Annotated in this window: 17 protein-coding genes; 3 read left to right on the top strand and 14 right to left on the bottom strand. The window is 68.1% G+C overall.

Features of this window, described 5'->3' with window-relative positions:
- Window positions 1-20: 20 nt before the first annotated feature.
- From FPJ27_RS02825 to FPJ27_RS02840, 4 genes are all read right to left on the bottom strand, one after another.
- Window positions 21-1,046 carry an SDR family oxidoreductase gene (locus FPJ27_RS02825; protein ID WP_072437836.1) on the bottom strand — a complete coding sequence of 342 codons (1,026 nt, stop codon included), beginning with the start codon at window positions 1,044-1,046 and terminating at the stop codon, window positions 21-23.
- A 27-nt stretch (window positions 1,047-1,073) separates the two neighbouring features.
- Complete coding sequence (locus FPJ27_RS02830; RefSeq protein ID WP_204420777.1) at window positions 1,074-1,469, bottom strand: BON domain-containing protein; 396 nt, start codon at window positions 1,467-1,469, stop codon at window positions 1,074-1,076.
- Between the two features lie 371 nt (window positions 1,470-1,840).
- Window positions 1,841-4,147, bottom strand: coding sequence for an ATP-binding protein (locus tag FPJ27_RS02835; RefSeq protein WP_204420778.1), 2,307 nt, complete (start codon window positions 4,145-4,147; stop codon window positions 1,841-1,843).
- A gap of 76 nt (window positions 4,148-4,223) precedes the next feature.
- Window positions 4,224-5,591, bottom strand: coding sequence for a sigma-54 dependent transcriptional regulator (locus FPJ27_RS02840; RefSeq protein WP_072437832.1), 1,368 nt, complete (start codon window positions 5,589-5,591; stop codon window positions 4,224-4,226).
- A gap of 347 nt (window positions 5,592-5,938) precedes the next feature.
- Between FPJ27_RS02840 and FPJ27_RS02845 the strand changes: the two genes are divergently transcribed.
- Window positions 5,939-6,997, top strand: coding sequence for a sigma-54 dependent transcriptional regulator (locus tag FPJ27_RS02845; RefSeq protein ID WP_072437831.1), 1,059 nt, complete (start codon window positions 5,939-5,941; stop codon window positions 6,995-6,997).
- A gap of 52 nt (window positions 6,998-7,049) precedes the next feature.
- On the opposite strand, the gene FPJ27_RS02850 is transcribed toward FPJ27_RS02845, so the two are convergent.
- The 3 genes from FPJ27_RS02850 to FPJ27_RS02860 form a co-directional block, all read right to left on the bottom strand.
- Window positions 7,050-7,373, bottom strand: coding sequence for a four-helix bundle copper-binding protein (locus tag FPJ27_RS02850; RefSeq protein WP_204420779.1), 324 nt, complete (start codon window positions 7,371-7,373; stop codon window positions 7,050-7,052).
- 21 nt (window positions 7,374-7,394) lie between these two features.
- Window positions 7,395-7,532, bottom strand: a complete 138-nt coding sequence (locus FPJ27_RS02855) for a hypothetical protein (RefSeq protein ID WP_083534020.1) — start codon at window positions 7,530-7,532, stop codon at window positions 7,395-7,397.
- 131 nt (window positions 7,533-7,663) lie between these two features.
- Complete coding sequence (locus FPJ27_RS02860; protein WP_204420780.1) at window positions 7,664-8,302, bottom strand: NAAT family transporter; 639 nt, start codon at window positions 8,300-8,302, stop codon at window positions 7,664-7,666.
- A 171-nt stretch (window positions 8,303-8,473) separates the two neighbouring features.
- On the opposite strand from FPJ27_RS02860, the gene FPJ27_RS02865 reads away from it, so the two are divergent.
- Window positions 8,474-8,692, top strand: coding sequence for a DUF6566 family protein (locus FPJ27_RS02865; protein WP_204420781.1), 219 nt, complete (start codon window positions 8,474-8,476; stop codon window positions 8,690-8,692).
- A 79-nt stretch (window positions 8,693-8,771) separates the two neighbouring features.
- Here the strand turns inward: FPJ27_RS02865 and FPJ27_RS02870 are convergent, their stop codons facing one another.
- Both FPJ27_RS02870 and FPJ27_RS02875 read right to left on the bottom strand, forming a co-directional pair.
- Entirely contained in the window at window positions 8,772-9,149 is a 378-nt protein-coding gene (locus FPJ27_RS02870; protein ID WP_204420782.1) for a DUF5594 family protein, read from the bottom strand.
- A gap of 37 nt (window positions 9,150-9,186) precedes the next feature.
- Window positions 9,187-10,719 carry an FAD-dependent oxidoreductase gene (locus FPJ27_RS02875; RefSeq protein WP_204420783.1) on the bottom strand — a complete coding sequence of 511 codons (1,533 nt, stop codon included), beginning with the start codon at window positions 10,717-10,719 and terminating at the stop codon, window positions 9,187-9,189.
- 252 nt (window positions 10,720-10,971) lie between these two features.
- Here FPJ27_RS02875 and FPJ27_RS02880 point away from each other — a divergent pair, with 252 nt between their 5' ends.
- Complete coding sequence (locus tag FPJ27_RS02880) at window positions 10,972-12,132, top strand: NAD-dependent formate dehydrogenase (protein ID WP_072437828.1); 1,161 nt, start codon at window positions 10,972-10,974, stop codon at window positions 12,130-12,132.
- 56 nt (window positions 12,133-12,188) lie between these two features.
- Here FPJ27_RS02880 and FPJ27_RS02885 read toward each other — a convergent pair whose 3' ends face one another.
- From FPJ27_RS02885 to FPJ27_RS02905, 5 genes are all read right to left on the bottom strand, one after another.
- Complete coding sequence (locus FPJ27_RS02885; protein ID WP_204420784.1) at window positions 12,189-13,613, bottom strand: PLP-dependent aminotransferase family protein; 1,425 nt, start codon at window positions 13,611-13,613, stop codon at window positions 12,189-12,191.
- Window positions 13,614-13,973: 360 nt separating this feature from the next.
- Complete coding sequence (locus FPJ27_RS02890; protein WP_072437826.1) at window positions 13,974-14,222, bottom strand: hypothetical protein; 249 nt, start codon at window positions 14,220-14,222, stop codon at window positions 13,974-13,976.
- A gap of 32 nt (window positions 14,223-14,254) precedes the next feature.
- Complete coding sequence (locus FPJ27_RS02895; RefSeq protein WP_072437825.1) at window positions 14,255-14,710, bottom strand: DUF1269 domain-containing protein; 456 nt, start codon at window positions 14,708-14,710, stop codon at window positions 14,255-14,257.
- A gap of 75 nt (window positions 14,711-14,785) precedes the next feature.
- On the bottom strand, window positions 14,786-14,983 hold the full coding sequence (locus FPJ27_RS02900; protein WP_072437824.1) for a hypothetical protein: 198 nt from the start codon (window positions 14,981-14,983) through the stop codon (window positions 14,786-14,788).
- 41 nt (window positions 14,984-15,024) lie between these two features.
- Window positions 15,025-15,474, bottom strand: a complete 450-nt coding sequence (locus tag FPJ27_RS02905; protein ID WP_072437823.1) for a phosphate-starvation-inducible PsiE family protein — start codon at window positions 15,472-15,474, stop codon at window positions 15,025-15,027.
- Between the last annotated feature and the right edge of the window lie 208 nt (window positions 15,475-15,682).

Consider the following 15,682-nt stretch of genomic DNA (forward strand, 5'->3'; position numbering starts at 1 on the left):
GGAAAAATGCCGGGCTCGGCTCACGTGGAAGCGCGTCGCGAACGCGCGAGCGCGGCGACCACGAGCGCCGCGCCCAGCGCGACCGCACCCGCGACCTTCGGCCGCTGCACCACCGTGTTGTACGCGCAACCGCGCAGCACCGGCCCGTCCATGCCTTCGCGCTCGTGCAGCGCGTGACGCGACTCGTACAGCGCGTTGTCGTCGCGCGGCCGCGCGGGCCGCACCGTGCGCTGGCCGCGCGAGAACAGCGTGGCCGCGACGCGATCGAACAGGTGCGGCGCGTGGTACGCGCTCGCCGACGCGAATTTCGCGGCGCCGCCGACGAACAGCGTGCGGCGCGCGTGCGCGGCCGCGAACAGGATCGCGTCGGCGACGAGGGTGGGGTCGTAGATCGGCGGCGGCAGCTTCGCTTCGACGTTCATGTAGTTCTTCGCGTGCATCACGAACATCGTATCGATCGCGGCCGGCTTGATCAGCGTGACGGATACGGGCAGGTGGTCCGCTTCCATCTCGAGCCGCAGCGAATCGGTGAAGCCCTTCACCGCGTGCTTCGACGCGACGTAGGCGCTTTGCAGCGGCACCGGCGCGTCGGACGCCTCGCTGCCCATGTTGATGATCGCGCCGCCGTGGAAATCGCTCTTGCGCCGGAAATGGTCGGCCGCGACGAGCGACCCGTGCACGACGCCCCAGTAGTTGGTATCGAACAGCCGCCGCTGATCCTCGAGCGGCACGGCGGCCGCCGTGCCGAAGATCGACACGCCCGCGTTGTTGATCCACGTATCGAAACCACCATATGTATCGACCGCGGCCGCGGCCGCGCGCTGCAGATCCTCGATGTTGCCGACGTCGCCGGCGACCGGCACCGCGAGGCCGCCGTGCTGGCGGATTTCGTCGCACAGCGTGTTCAGCGCCTCCTGGTTGCGTGCGAACAGCACGAGCTTCGCGCCGCGCCGTGCCGCCTTGCGCGCGGTGACGAGGCCGATGCCGCTCGTCGCGCCGGTAATCACGATCGTCTGCTCGCCGACCGGTTTGAGCATGCAGTTCATGACTGGACTCCTGTTACGGCGCCGACGTCACTTGGGCCGGATGGTCAGCTGATCGCGCACGCTCCGCACGCCGTCGAGCTGCTTCACGACGCCGACGGCCTGCGTACGCTGCTGCTCGTCGGGCACGCTGCCGGTGAGCGTCACGATGCCGCGCCGCGTCTTCACATGGATGTCGCCGGCCGTCAGGCCGCTCGTGCCGATGAGTTCGGCCTTCGCCTTGGTCGTGATCGTCGCGTCGCGGATCTTCATGCCGGTCGTCGAATGCGACGACGACGACGCGGCGCTGTCGTCGCCGGCGGCGAGCACGTTCGGCGCGACCATTGCGCAGGCCGTGGCCGCGGCGATCGCGACGGCCATGCCGATGCGCTTTGCGGGATGACGACCCGATCGCGGTGACCGGGCTTGCAGCGGGAATATCTTCATCGTGACCTCCTTTCGTCGGGCCGGCATGGCCGGCGGGCACGTGTCACCCGCGCAAGGCGCGTGCCGCGGCGCCGGCGCCGCATGCACGCGCGTGGCGCCTGGTGGAGGTGCTTTCATCCAATGCGTTGTAATTTTTTCGGCGCACATCAGCCGGGCATGACGATTGCCGGGCGATGGGTAACGGGCGGGTAACAGGCACTTAACGGGTGGGTAACGGGCGGGTAACGGGCGGGTAACGGGCGCGCGTCGACGCGCCTGCCCGCATCGGGCGACATCATGAGGGAATCGCATCGATCGGCGAACGCGCACCGGCGCGGGAAAGGAGATACCCGCGGAACCCCGGCACGACGGCGCGCTACGCATGCGCGGCGTCAGCCGGTGCGCTTCGTTACCTGCGCAATCTTGCGCGCCAGTTCGCGCACGTCGACGGGCTTGCACAGATAACCTTCGAACCCGGCTTCGAGCGCGCGGCGTTCGTCGGCGAGGCCCGCGTGCGCGGTCACGGCCAGCACGCGCAGGTCGGACAGCCCGCCGCCGCCGTTCATCGCGCTGCGCCGCAACGCATCGAGCAGCCAGAAGCCGTCGCCGTCCGGCATCGCAAGATCGGACAGCACGACGGTCGGCCGCATGTCGGCGGCCACCGCGAGCGCTTCCCGGCCCGACGATGCGATCGCGACAGTCGCGCCGAACGTGGTCAGCGCGGCGGTCAGGCTCGCGCGCGTCGTTGCATCGTCGTCGACGATCAGGATGCGCTGCGCATCCAGCACGAGCGGCTCGTGACGGCCATCCGCCTGCGCGATCCCCCAGGCCATCGCGCCCATCGGCTGCCAGCCGGCCGGCAGCGTCACCGTAAACGTCGCGCCGCGATTGCGGCCCGCGCTCTCGACGGCCACGCTGCCGCCGTGCAGTTCGACGATATGCCGCACGATCGACAGGCCGAGCCCGAGGCCGCGCCGCGACGACGCGGGCGAATCGTCCGCACGGCGGAACATGTCGAACACGAACGGTGCGAACTCCGCCGCGATACCCTGCCCGGTGTCGGACACGGTCAGCACCACGCGCGTATCGACGCGCGCCAGCGCGACCGTCACGGCGCCGCCGCTCGGCGTGAACTTGAGCGCGTTCGACACGAGATTCGACAGCATCTGCCGCAGCCGCTCGGCATCGCCCGACACGATGCAGGTGGCCGCCGTGCATTCGAACTCGAGCACGATACCGGCCGACGACGCGGCCGTCTGGAACGCGCCGACCGAGTCGGAGAACAGCCGCACGACATCCACCGGCATCGCGTCGAGCTGCAGCTTGCCGGTCGCGAGCGACGATGCGTCGAGGATGTCGCCGACCATCCGCGTGAGCGAGCGAGCGCTGCGGTCGATCGCGTCGATCGCCTGCTGCTGCAGCGCGTCGTCGCCCGCGTTGCGCAGCACCTCGACCCAGCCGTAGATCACGTTCAGCGGCGTGCGCAATTCGTGCGATACCGTCGCAAGCAGCTCGTCCTTCAGGCGGTTCGACGTATCGGCCTGGTCGCGCGCATGGCGCGCGCGCTGCAGCGAGCGCAGCGTGCGCAGGTCGCGCAGGCGCTGCGCGCCGGTTTCGCGCAATGTCAGCGACAGCGCGACGCACGCCCGCGCGTCGCCGCTCACCGGGCCCGCAGCCGCCGTCGCACGAAAGCGCCGGCCATCGCGTCGCACGCACAGCAGGTCGATCGGCCCGACCGCTTCGCGCATATCGTCGAACGATTCGGCGAACGGCCTGCGTTTCAGCCAGCGCATCGCGACCAGCGATTCGAACGCGCGCCCGAGCGCGTCGCCTTCGTCATAGCCGAACAGGCGCTGCGCCGCCGGGTTCCAGCTGACGATGCGGCCGCCGGCATCAACGCCGACGATCGCGTCCGGCGATGCGTCGACCACCGCGCGCTGCAGCCGCGACGCGTCGACGCGCGAACGATCCGCGCCGGCATCGCGCAACAGCAGCACCGCGCCGTCGATGTTGCCATCGACATCGGCGATCGGCGACGCGACCTCGACGATCGGCACCGGCTCGCGGCCGTCCGCATGCAGCCAGTGCTGGTCGGACACGACGCCCGCGCCGCCGAGCGCGCGATCGAGCGGCGTCGCCGGCACGCGGCGGCCGGCGCGATCGAACACCCGCAGCACGTCGCGCGCGGCGCGGCCCGTCGCATCGGCCGGTGCGCAGCCGACGAGTGCAGCCGCGGCCGCGTTCATGTACGTGAGCCGTCCGTTCGTATCGGTTGCGATCACACCATGCGGCAGCGCCTGCAACACGGTTTCGAGCCGCCGATGCCTGGCCGCTTCGCGCCGGCGCGCGTATTCGTTCGTGAGTCGCGCGTGCCGCAGCATCGACGCAATCGCGCAGACGAGCGCACCGATCAGCACGAGCATCCCGAGCCGGACGAGCCGCTCGGGCAGCGGCTCCGTATAGGCAGCCGGATCGGACAGGAACAGCGTCCACACGAGCATGCCGCTGATCACGGTCGCCACCATCCCGAACAGGAACGAGGTGGCCCACGCGGCGCCCGCGAGCAGCGGGTAGTAGAGGACGAACGGCAGGTTCACGCCGCCGAAGCGGATCGCGAGCGCCTGCAGCACGGTCGCGATCGCGACCAGCATCACGGCCGTTGCGTAATTCCCGGCGCGCATGCGCGAGAAGTCGATCATCGGATACGCTCCTGCCGCGCGACGACGATGCGCGACGCCACGCGGGAACGGATGCACGAGCGCGATCGCGGCGGCATCAGGAATCCGGCTTGTCCGCTTCGTCTTCCAGTTGCGCGAGCCGGTTGTAGATCGTCTTCAGGCTGACGTCGAGCACTTCGGCCGCCTGCGCCTTCACGCCGCCGCATTGCGCGATCGTGCCGAGGATCAGCCGCCGGTCGACTTCCTCGAGCGGCGTGCCGAACGGCACGGTCACGCGATCCTCGTGCGAATCGACCATGTTCGACAGCTCTTCCATGATCGGCGGCGGCAGCGTCTCGATCACGTCCGCATCGCTGAAAATGCTCGCTCGCTGCACGAAGTTGCGCAGTTCGCGCACGTTGCCGGGCCATTCGTGGGTCTTCAGCGCTTCGCGCGCGGCCGGCGCGAAGCGCAGATGCCGGCCGCTCTCTTCGTTGAAATGCTGCAGGAACGCGTCGGCGAGCATCGGGATGTCGTCGCCGCGCTCGCGCAGCGGCGGCAATGGAATCGGAAACACGTTGATCCGGTGAAACAGGTCGGGCCGCAGCTTGCCGTCCGCCATCGCGGCTTCCGGATCGCGGTTCGTCGCGGCGACGATGCGCACGTCGACGTCGATCTCGCGCGTCGAGCCGAGCCGCGTAAGCCGCCCCGTCTCCAGCACGCGCAGCAGCTTGACCTGCGATTCGACCGGCATCTCGGTGATCTCGTCGAGAAACAGCGTGCCGCCGTCCGCGCGTTCGAAGAAGCCCTTGTGCTGGCGCTCGGCGCCGGTGAAGCTGCCGCGGTCGTGGCCGAACATCTCGCTCTCGACCAGGTTCGCGGCGATCGCGCCGCAGTTCACCGCGAGAAACGGGCCGCGGCGGCGCAGGCTCAGGTCGTGCACCGTCTGCGCGGCCAGCTCCTTGCCGGTGCCCGATTCGCCCGTCAGCAGCACCGAAGCCTCGGTGCGCGCGACGCGGCCGATCGCATCGTAGACGGCCTGCATCGCGGGCGAGCTGCCGAGCATGCGGCCGAAACGCCCGAGGCGCTTCAGCTCCGAGCGCAGCTCGGCAATCTCTTCGTGCAGCGCGGTCGTGCGCGGCACGCGCGCGAAGATGCTGTTCAGCCGCTGCATGTTCAGCGGCTTCACGAGATAGTCGGTCGCGCCGCGCCGCAATGCGTCGATCGCGGTTTCGAGGCTCGCGTGGCCGGTGGTCAACACCATTTCGCAGTGCGAGCGTTTCGGCAATGCGTCGAACAGATCCATGCCGTTGCCGTCCGGCAGCACGAGATCGCACAGCACGAGATCGGGGGTATGCGTCGTGACGAGCGTGCGCGCTTCTTCGAGCGTCGCGGCCGTATCGCATGCGAGCTGCTGCGTGCGTGCGAGTGTCGCGAGCATCGTGCGCGTATCGGCATCGTCTTCGACGATCAGGACATAGGGCATCGAGGCTCCTTGTGAGGCGGCCCGGCGCGGGCACTGGCCGGAACCGCGACGGATGTGCGGCGCAGCACGCGCGGCCGGCACACGGCGACACCTTCCGCACTGCATACCAATGAGCGGACCGGCCGTCCTGCAATGAAAAACGCTGCTTCGAAGTATAGAAGACCCCGGTCGCGCATTCGTCGCTCATCGAATAAATCTATCTGCCGCGGCGGCTCGCATTGCCAGATTCAATGTCGCGCCGTTTGTATAAAAGGTAAGCTCCGTACAGGAAAACGACGCATGCCACGTCGTTTTTTCATCAGACCTCGACAATATTCGGTCAAATCTTCGTGATTCGATATCGCGCCATGGCGAAAACCGGCGATGACAGCGCGCGACTCTTCGGTCGCTCGCGTACGATCCAGGCCCTTTTACTGAAGGTGTCGCGCGTCGCGACCACGCACGCCAGCGTGCTGATCGTCGGGGAAAGCGGCGCCGGCAAGGATATCGTCGCGCGTCTCCTGCACGACCTGAGCCCGCGGCGGCGCGGGCCGTTCGTCCCCGTCAACTGCGGGGCGATCGCGCCCGACATCGCGGAATCGCATCTGTTCGGTCACGAAAAAGGCAGCTTCACCGGCGCGGTCGCGCAGCATGTGGGCATGTTCGAAGCCGCGTGCGGCGGCACGCTGTTCCTCGACGAGATCGCGGAAATGCCGGGCGAGCTGCAGGTCAAGCTGCTACGCACGCTCGAATCGAACACGATCGTGCGCGTCGGCGGCCACGAATCGATTCCGCTCGACGTGCGGATCGTCGCGGCCACGCATCACGATCCCGTCGAGGCCGTGCGCAGCGGCCGGCTGCGCGAAGACCTGTTCTACCGAATCGCGATGATCGCGCTGCATGTGCCCCCGCTCAGGCAGCGCGAGGACGATGTCGGTGATATCGCTCTCCAGATCGTCGAGCGGCTGAATGCGCGGCACCGCACGAGAAAGCGCCTGTCGATGCAGGCGATGAAGGCGCTGCGCGCGTATACGTGGCCCGGCAACGTGCGCGAACTGCGCAATGCGCTCGAGCGTGCGTTCATCCTCGCGGACGAGCAGATCGACCTGCAACTGCCGCGCCGCCAACCGCCGCACGAGGAAGTGCGCCACAACGCGATGACGCTGCATATCGGCACGACGCTCGCGCACACGCAGCAGCGCTTCATCGCCGCGTCGCTGCGGCATTTCAACGGCGACAAGCCGCGCACCGCGAAAGCGCTCGGCATCAGCCTCAAGACGCTGTACAACCGTCTCGCGCTGCTGCCCGAGCACGAGCGTAGCGCGGTGAACGGCGCTGCGGCGCCGAACCCCGGTGACGCGGGCGCCGCCACCATCGCCACCACCAGCGCGAGCGCAGCCCCGCCGCCGGGCGCACCGAATCAGTGAGCGCGGCAGCGCGTCGCGCACCGGGGTCAGCGCGCCCCGCGACCGCACATGCTCATGCCATCGCGCGGCACATCGCCGCGCACGTTTCGCACGCGAGCGCGCAGTTGCGGCAATGATCGTGCGCATGCAGCAGGCATTCGGTCGCGCACAGGTCGCACGCCTGTGCACACAGTGCGCACACGCTCGGCACGAGCACACTGCGGCGCGCCATCGCGCCCGACGCGAAGCGGCACAGCTGCGCGCATTCGATATCGAGCGCGATGCAGGCCGCCAGCGCGTGCCCGTCGGGTTCCGCGAGGCACGCGGCCAAACACGCATCGCACGCGTGCGCACACGCGTCGCACGCAGCCATGCAGTTGTCGTATCGATCGTCCATCGCATCGCTCCTCGTTCCGGTTCACATACGTCGGGGTTCGAGCTGCACCTTCATCCGGCCCGGTTCGCGCGCGACCGCATCGGCCATATCGGCGATATCCGGGTCGGGCACCGTATCGATGCGAATGTCGCCGCTGCCGTGAAATATGACGGCTTTCATGTGCGGCCCTCGTTGTCGAAAGCGGGACGGCGAACGTGACCGTCGAACTGATCGAGCAAGGCGCGCGCCCGCGCAACGGCGCTAGCGTCAGGTCAAACAGCGGCGGGTTTGCGTCGAGTCGTGCGTCGCCTTCAATGCGGCAGCGCGGACGCGGCCTTCAGGCTCGCGACGATCATCTGCATCGCGATCGCCGCGAGAATCATCCCCATCAGGCGCTGCGTGACGGCCGTCACGCGCGGCGACAGGTAATGGCCGATCAGCGGCGCCGACAGCAACGCCACGGCCAGCAGTACGAGAAACGCGGCGAGCCCGAGCGCGAACGCGAGTTCCTGTCCGGTCGAGAACGCGCCGTGACCGAGCACGATCATCGTCGCGATCGTGCCGGGGCCGACCAGCAGCGGAATCGTCAGCGGATAGATCGCGACGCTGTCGGCCGCTGCCGGATCGCCGCCTTCGTCGTCGCCCGGCGAATGCTGGCGGCTCGGCGCGCCGTGCAGCATCGACAGCGCGATCAGCAGCACCAGCAGCCCGCCCGCGAGCCTGAAATCGTCGATCGTCAGGCCGAACACGTGGAGGATCGCGCCGCCCGCGACGGCCGACACGATGCAGCCGATCGTCACGCCGATCGTGGCCGTCAGCGCGACCTTGCGGCGCATGCCGTCCGCCGCGCCCTCCGTCAGCGACAGGAACACCGGGATGTTCGCGATCGGGTTCATGATCGCGAACAGCGCCGCGAACACCTTGATGGAGAAGGTCAGGTCGAAGGCCACAGGTTCGCTCCCGTATCGCTTGTCATATCGAAACCAGGTTCCGGTGCGCGGCGCGCGCCATGCTGCTACGATCGACGCACCGCGTTTGGCGGCGCGCGCGGCCGCATGCCCGCGATCGCGCGACGCAGCGCCGCTGGATCGTCGTTCACGACCGACGGAGGACCCCGACCGATGCAAGCAACCGACACCTTCATGGATCACGAGATTCGCGTCGAAGCGACGCGCAACGCAAACGGCGCATGGGTCGCGCAGGTGCGGATCTTCCGCGACGGCGCGACGGTGGACCTGCCGGCCCCCGAACTCGTCACGCCCGAATGGCTCACGTGCGACGAAGCGCTGCGCGGCGGCATCGACCAGGGGCGCGTGATGATCAGGACTCGCGACCGGTAACGGCGATCGGTTCATCGCCGGACATCGCGCCAGCAGCCAGTACGTCGGCCACCCATCATGCGCGAACGGCACGACGCGATCACGCATCGAAATCCAGATCGCCGATCAGGATCTCGCGGTCGCGCTGGGTCCGCGTGCCGAAGTCGACCGGCAACTCCATCTGCCATCGTTCGATCGTGACCGGCAGTGCCGCGAGATAACGGTCGAAGCGGCTGCGGTCGGGCTCGGCCAGCAGACCGTCGATCGCATCGTCGCGCCACGCGAGCCGCGCGTTCAGCGGGTTAGGCAAGCCGACGGTCGACGTGAGGCCGATCACGTCGACGCAGGTCGGACTGCCCTGCCCGTCGTGCGGCACGACATCGACCTTCACTTCGCCGGGCCGGTACAGGCCGAGCACACGCGCCGCGATGCGCGGCGCGAACTCGGTTTCGAAACGTGCACGGACGTCGGGATTCATTTTTCCTCCTGGTTCGAATCGTGTAGCCGGGCCGCTGTCACGCGGCTGCAATCTGCCGCTCCAATGCCGCTTCCGCCTTCAGGCTGTCGAGATCGCGGCCGATCGTCGCGACCGCGAGCCGCGTGTCGCCGCGCCAGTATGCAATCGAGCAGTCGTGCGCGCCGAGGTCGCCGTCGATCTCGACGCGATCCCATTGCTCCGCATGCCCGACATAGTTGATCGTCATGTCGTAATGCTGGCTCCAGAAGAACGGCACCGCGTCGAACGGCCGCTGCTGCCCGAGCATGTTGCGCGCCGCGACGCTGCCCTGCCGCTCGGCGACGACCCAGTGCTCGACGCGAATGCGCTCGCCCGTCAGCGGATCGGGCCAGCGCGCGATGTCGCCGGCCGCGTAGACGCCGGGCGCGCTCGTCTGCAGGAAGCGGTCGACCGTCACGCCGCGCTCGACCGCAAGCCCCGCGTCCTGCGCGAGCGCAACGTTCGGACGGACGCCGATGCCGACCACCACGACATCGGCCGGCAGCACGTCGCCGGTCGGCAGCGTCACGCTGTCCGGTGCGATTTGAGCGAGCGTCGTGCCGAGATGGAACACGACACCATGCGATTCGTGCAGCGCCTTGATCGCGTCGCCGAGCGCTTCGCCGAGCACGTGCGCCATCGGTTGCGCATCGGGCGCGACGACATGCACGTCGAGCCCGCGCGTGCGCAACGCAGCGGCCGCTTCGAGCCCGATGAAGCTCGCGCCGACCACGACGCAACGACGCGCCGTTTTCAGCTTGCCGATCAGCGCGTCGCAGTCGGCGCACGAGCGGAGCACGCACACGTGCGGCAGATCCGCACCGGGCACGGTCAGCCGGTTCGGTTCGGCGCCCGTTGCAAGCAGCAGCGCGCCGTATCCGACGCGGCTGCCGTCGGCCAGCTCGACCGCATGCTGCGCGGGATCGATCCGCGCGACGCGCGTGCCGCACCGCACGTCGATTCGATGGTCGGTATAGAACGACGGCGCGCGCAGCGGCAGCCAGTCGGCGTCGGCCGTGCCCGCGAGATAGTCCTTCGACAAATTCGGCCGGTCGTACGGCGGATCGCGGTCTGCGCTCAGCAGCGTGACGGGATGCGGATAACCTTCCTGCCGCAGCGTCACGGCGGCCGCGATCGCGGCGGCGCCGCCGCCGACGATCACCACCGATGCGGGCAACCCGGCCGCATTCAGCGCCGGCGGCGCGGCGGCCGGCCGCGCATCGAGCACGACGGCGCGACCGTCGCGGCGTTCGACGCGCCAGCACGGCAGCCCGTCGAGCGCCGGCGCGCGCAGCCGCGCGCCGGTGCGCAGGCAGAACGCCGCGTGGTGCCACGGGCAGCGGATCGTGTCGCCGACCAGCAGGCCGTCGGCCAGCGGCGCGCCGTAGTGCGTGCATTGCGCGCCCACGGCAAACAGTTCGTCGGCGCGGCGCACGAGCAGCACCGCTGCGTCGCCGACATGGCCCTCGATCATCGCGCCGTCGGCGATGTCGTCGAGCGCGATGCCCAGCGCGAGATCAGGGTGTGAAGACGAGGAATCGCTTCCGGACATGACATCGCTCCCGCAGAGTCAGGTAACGATCCCATTATCGGCGTCCTTCATGAAAAGAACAGGTACAGACGCCCCGCAGCGCACGCAAACACCGACTGTAGCTTGTACGAGATCCATGACCGGCGTAGAACGTCATCGACGTTGCGACGCAACACGCGGCGGCCGCGGCATCGTACTTCCGCGCGTACTTCCGCGCGGACCGCGCAATTCGCGTGCCGCTCCGCCTTCATTCCGTCACCAGAGGTTCTCCCGATGGCCACCGTCCTGTGCGTGCTCTACCCCGATCCCGTCGACGGCTATCCGCCGCGCTACGTACGCGACGCGATTCCGGTCATCGCGCAATACGCGGACGGACAAACCGCGCCGACGCCGGCCGGCCCCGTCGGCTTCCGGCCCGGCGAACTCGTCGGCTCGGTATCCGGCGCGCTCGGGTTGCGCGCTTATATGGAAACGCACGGTCACACGCTGATCGTGACGAGCGACAAGGACGGCCCCGACTCCGAATTCGAGCGCCGGCTGCCCGAGGCGGACGTGGTGATTTCGCAGCCGTTCTGGCCCGCGTACCTGACGGCCGAACGGATCGCCCGCGCGCCGAAGCTGAAGCTCGCACTGACGGCCGGCATCGGTTCGGATCACGTCGATCTCGACGCCGCGGCGCGCGCGCACGTCACCGTCGCCGAAGTCACGGGCTCGAACAGCATCAGCGTGGCCGAACACGTGGTGATGACGACGCTCGCGCTGGTGCGCAACTATCTGCCGTCGCATGCGATCGCTCAGCAAGGCGGCTGGAACATCGCCGATTGCGTGTCGCGCAGCTATGACGTCGAAGGCATGCATTTCGGCACGGTCGGCGCGGGGCGCATCGGTCTCGCGGTGCTGCGCCGGCTGAAGCCGTTCGGCCTGCATCTGCACTACACGCAGCGGCACCGGCTCGACGCCGCGATCGAGCAGGAACTCGCGCTCACGTATCACGCCGATGCCGCGTCGCTCGCCGGCGCCGTCGATATCGTGAACCTGCAGATCCCGCTGTACCCGTCGACCGAGCACCTGTTCGACGCGGCGATGATCGCGCGGATGAAGCGCGGCGCGTACCTGATCAACACCGCGCGCGCGAAGCTGGTCGACCGCGACGCGGTCGTGCGCGCCGTTACGTCCGGCCATCTCGCGGGCTACGGCGGCGACGTGTGGTTTCCGCAGCCGGCGCCGCCCGACCATCCGTGGCGCGCGATGCCGTTCAACGGAATGACGCCGCACATCTCGGGCACGTCGCTGTCCGCGCAGGCGCGCTATGCGGCCGGCACGCTGGAGATCCTGCAATGCTGGTTCGACGGCAAGCCGATCCGCAACGAATACCTGATCGTCGACGGCGGCACGCTCGCGGGAACGGGCGCGCAATCGTACCGGCTGACCTGACGCAACACGACGCGCGGGTTGCGTGTCGTTGCACGCGCCCGCGGCCGCGGCCGCGGTCAGCCGATACAGGACGCGGCGAGCTTGCCGACGGCGACGACCGCCTGCTCGATCTCCGGCGACCACGGGCTGCTGTAGTTCAGCCGGATGAAGTTCCGGTAGCTGTCCGCGATCGAGAACATGTAGCCGGGGCCGATCGTGATCCCCTGCTCCAGCGCGAGCTGATACAGCCGCATCGCGTCGACCTGCGCCGGCAGTTCGACCCACAGCACATACCCGCCGGCCGGGCTCGAAATGCGCGTGCCCTCCGGAAAGAACCGCGACACCATCGCGCGCATCAGGTTCGCTTGCTGCGCGTACGCCTTGCGAATCCGCCTCAGGTGATGTTCGTAACCGTCGCGCTCGAGAAACTCGGCGATCGCCAGTTGCGGCAACGACGGCGTCGCGAGCGTGTTCAGGAATTTCAGCTTCTCGACCTGTTCGCGATAGCGGCCCGGCAATGCCCAGCCGATTCGGTACGCGGCCGTCAGGCTTTTCGAGAACGACGAGCAATGCAGCACGATGTCGTTGCGGTCGTACGACTTCAGCGTGCTCGGATGCATGTTGCCGAAGTACAGTTCGTTGTACACACCGTTCTCGATGATCGGCAGGTCCGCTTTGGTTGCGAACTCAACCAGCTCGCGCTTGCGCTCGTCGGGCATCTGAAAGCCGAGCGGGTTCTGGAAGTTCGGCATCACCATGCATGCGGCGATCGGCTGCGACTTCGCAATCGCCGCCAGCGCCGCAATGTCGATCCCGTATTCCGGATGCGTCGCGACCTCGATCGCCTTCATCCCCATCCGCTCGATCGCGTGCAGCATCGCGTAGAACGTCGGCGATTCCACCGCGATCGTATCGCCCGGCTTCGCCACCGCCTGCAGACACAGGTTGATCGCCTCAGTCGCGCCGACCGTCACGATGATCTCGTTCGGATCCACCGACATCCCGTTTTCCAGGTAGCGGCGCGCGATCTGCCGGATCAGCCGCGGATGGCCGGGCGGCAGCCCGTCCGTCACGCCCCACAGCGACTTGTCGCGGCCGGCCGCATACGCGTAGCGGTTCAGCTTCTCGAACGGAAACAGGCTCGGGTCCGGATACGGCGAGCCGAGCGGCACCGCGTCGTCGGTGCCGATCGAGCGCAGCGTCGACAGCACGAGCCGGCTCACGTCCACCGACGACGAGATCGCGATCGGCTTCGACGGCCGCAGCTCGCGCACCGGCGCATGGCTGTCGTCGCGGCGCAGGTTCACGAAGTAACCCGACTGCGGGCGGCTTTCCAGCAGCCCGCGGCTTTCGAGCAGCAGGTACGCATGAAGCACGGTCGTGATGCTGATCCGGTGCTGCTGGCTCGCCTGCCGCACCGACGGCACACGATCGCCGTGTCGATACACGCGTTGCCGGATGAGTCTCTCTATGTCGTTCGCGAATTTCTCGTAGAGCTTCATCCGCCTCGCCCCGCCAGCGGTGAACCGGCCCGGGACGCGTGCGCGTCCCGGCCGCGCCGATGCACGAAGCCGGATAGCCGTGCCCGGCCGCGGGCGTCCCGGTTCGAGCCTCGTCCGTTACCGAAATTGAAGGCGGATAGCAATGCGGATCCCATCAAGACAAGGATCGGCATCCTACTGCGTCATTTCGACGAATGTAAGTGACAGTTTGGCGATCAAACGCCAAATCCGGTTGGCGTGGTGAACAGATTCAAACGCGCCGGTGCGGCGCCGCGCTGCGCCGGCACAAGTCGTTTTGTATTTCCGATCGCCGGCAGCCGGCGACGACTCGATGCGTGTCCGGCGTGGCGATGCGTGGACTCACGCGTCGTCGACGTTGTCCGCGTAGTGGTCGATCGCGACCTTGCACTCGTCGAACACCACCGTCAGCTGCGCGACGTCGTTCGACTCGACCCACTTGCGGATCTGCAGGAAGTAGCCGGTGCCGAGATCGGCGATGCGGGCCGGATCGTCGGTCGTCACGTCGACGGTCGCGATCGCGCGGTTGCCGGGCAGCGGCGACAGCGTCGCCGCGATGTCGAAGCGCCGGTACGATTGATCGATGCGCATGCGGTTCTCCCGAAACGGTTGGAAGGCGGCGCTCAGCCGAGCGCCTGGCGGAAGACCTTGCCGCCGAATCCCGTCACGACGTTGTCGACCGAGAACGGCGTGGCTTCCTTCGCCTCGAGAATGATCGCGACGCTGCCGGGCACGAGCCGCGCGGCCACCGTCTCGACGAACGTGCCGTCGAGCAGCGCGTTGCCGGCCGCGTCCGCGAGGATGCCGGCACCCGCGCCGGCCGCCATGCCGGTGACCACGCCGAGCGGCCCGGCGAGGATCCCGAGCAGGCCGCCCGCGATCGCGCCGATCACGCCGCCCTTGAACGGCCGCGATTCGGCGGCGAGCACCGCGAGCTTGCCGGCCGCGTCCTTTTCGACGACGACGCCGTTCTCGATGCGGAATCCTTCATTCTTCTCCGACAGCGCCTCGAAATCGTTCGCCGCCTGGCGGGCCGTGTCGACGCTGCCGAACACGGCGACGATCAGTTGCTTGGTCATGCGACACCTCTCTCGTGTAGATGGGCATATGCTGCCGGCGCACATCGCGCGGCGCGCCGGCAACCCGGTGTTCATTCAGATGCCTGTGGCTTCGACACGTGCGCGGGCTGCCTCGACATACGCATGCGCGGCCGCCTGCTGCATCGCGACGACGGACGGCGCACGTGCGCGCGCCGGATCGGCGTCACGCGCGTCGCGTGCCTGCCGGTACGCGTCCGACGACGCGTGCTGCAAATCGATCGCCTGCTTCGTTGCGACGGAATGCGTGCTCATCCGGCCCCTCCTGTAGAAACATGGTGCATATCGTTCGCGCGTCACCGGCCCACATGCGCGTCCTCCTCGACATCGTCGACGTCGGCCGGAAAACGATGCTGGCCGAAGCTCAGGATCAGCACGCCCACCGCGAGCAGCACGATCCCGAACGTCGTCATCAGCATCCGCTCGGGGCCGTCGGTCGCGCCGCGCAGGATCAGGTCGCGCGCGAGCGACGTCATCGCAATGAACAGCGGAAACCGCACGGGCAGCCGGCCGAGCCGCAGGTAGCGCACGTTCATCGCGAGCACTTCCAGATACAGGAACATGAGAAGCAGGTCGGTCAGCGACACCTCGCCCGCGAGCACGACCTTCCACGCTTCCTGCGTCATCGCGAACGCGGTCGCGAGACCGATCACGATCAGCCCGGCCAGTTCGGCCGCGTGAAGGAAATGGCCGAAGCGGCGACGGATGCGCTCGGACGGCGAACAGGAAACGGTGGACGTATTCAAGGTGACGGTCGGTATGAAGATCCGTGAGCGGTACCGGGCAGCGGGACCTAATCTACTGCACGCTGCACGGACGCTCAAGAGCACAGCGCCGCGCATGCCAGGAGTACAGCTGCGCGGCCGCCGCGCAAATTCCGGCCCCGTTTGACGCATTCGAATGACAGATTGACGATACGTGTTCCAAAGACCCGCCGAAGCTGCTAGATTGCAT

This window comes from Burkholderia sp. MS455 (assembly GCF_016899445.1).
GTDB classification, from domain to species: Bacteria; Pseudomonadota; Gammaproteobacteria; order Burkholderiales; family Burkholderiaceae; genus Burkholderia; species Burkholderia pyrrocinia_C.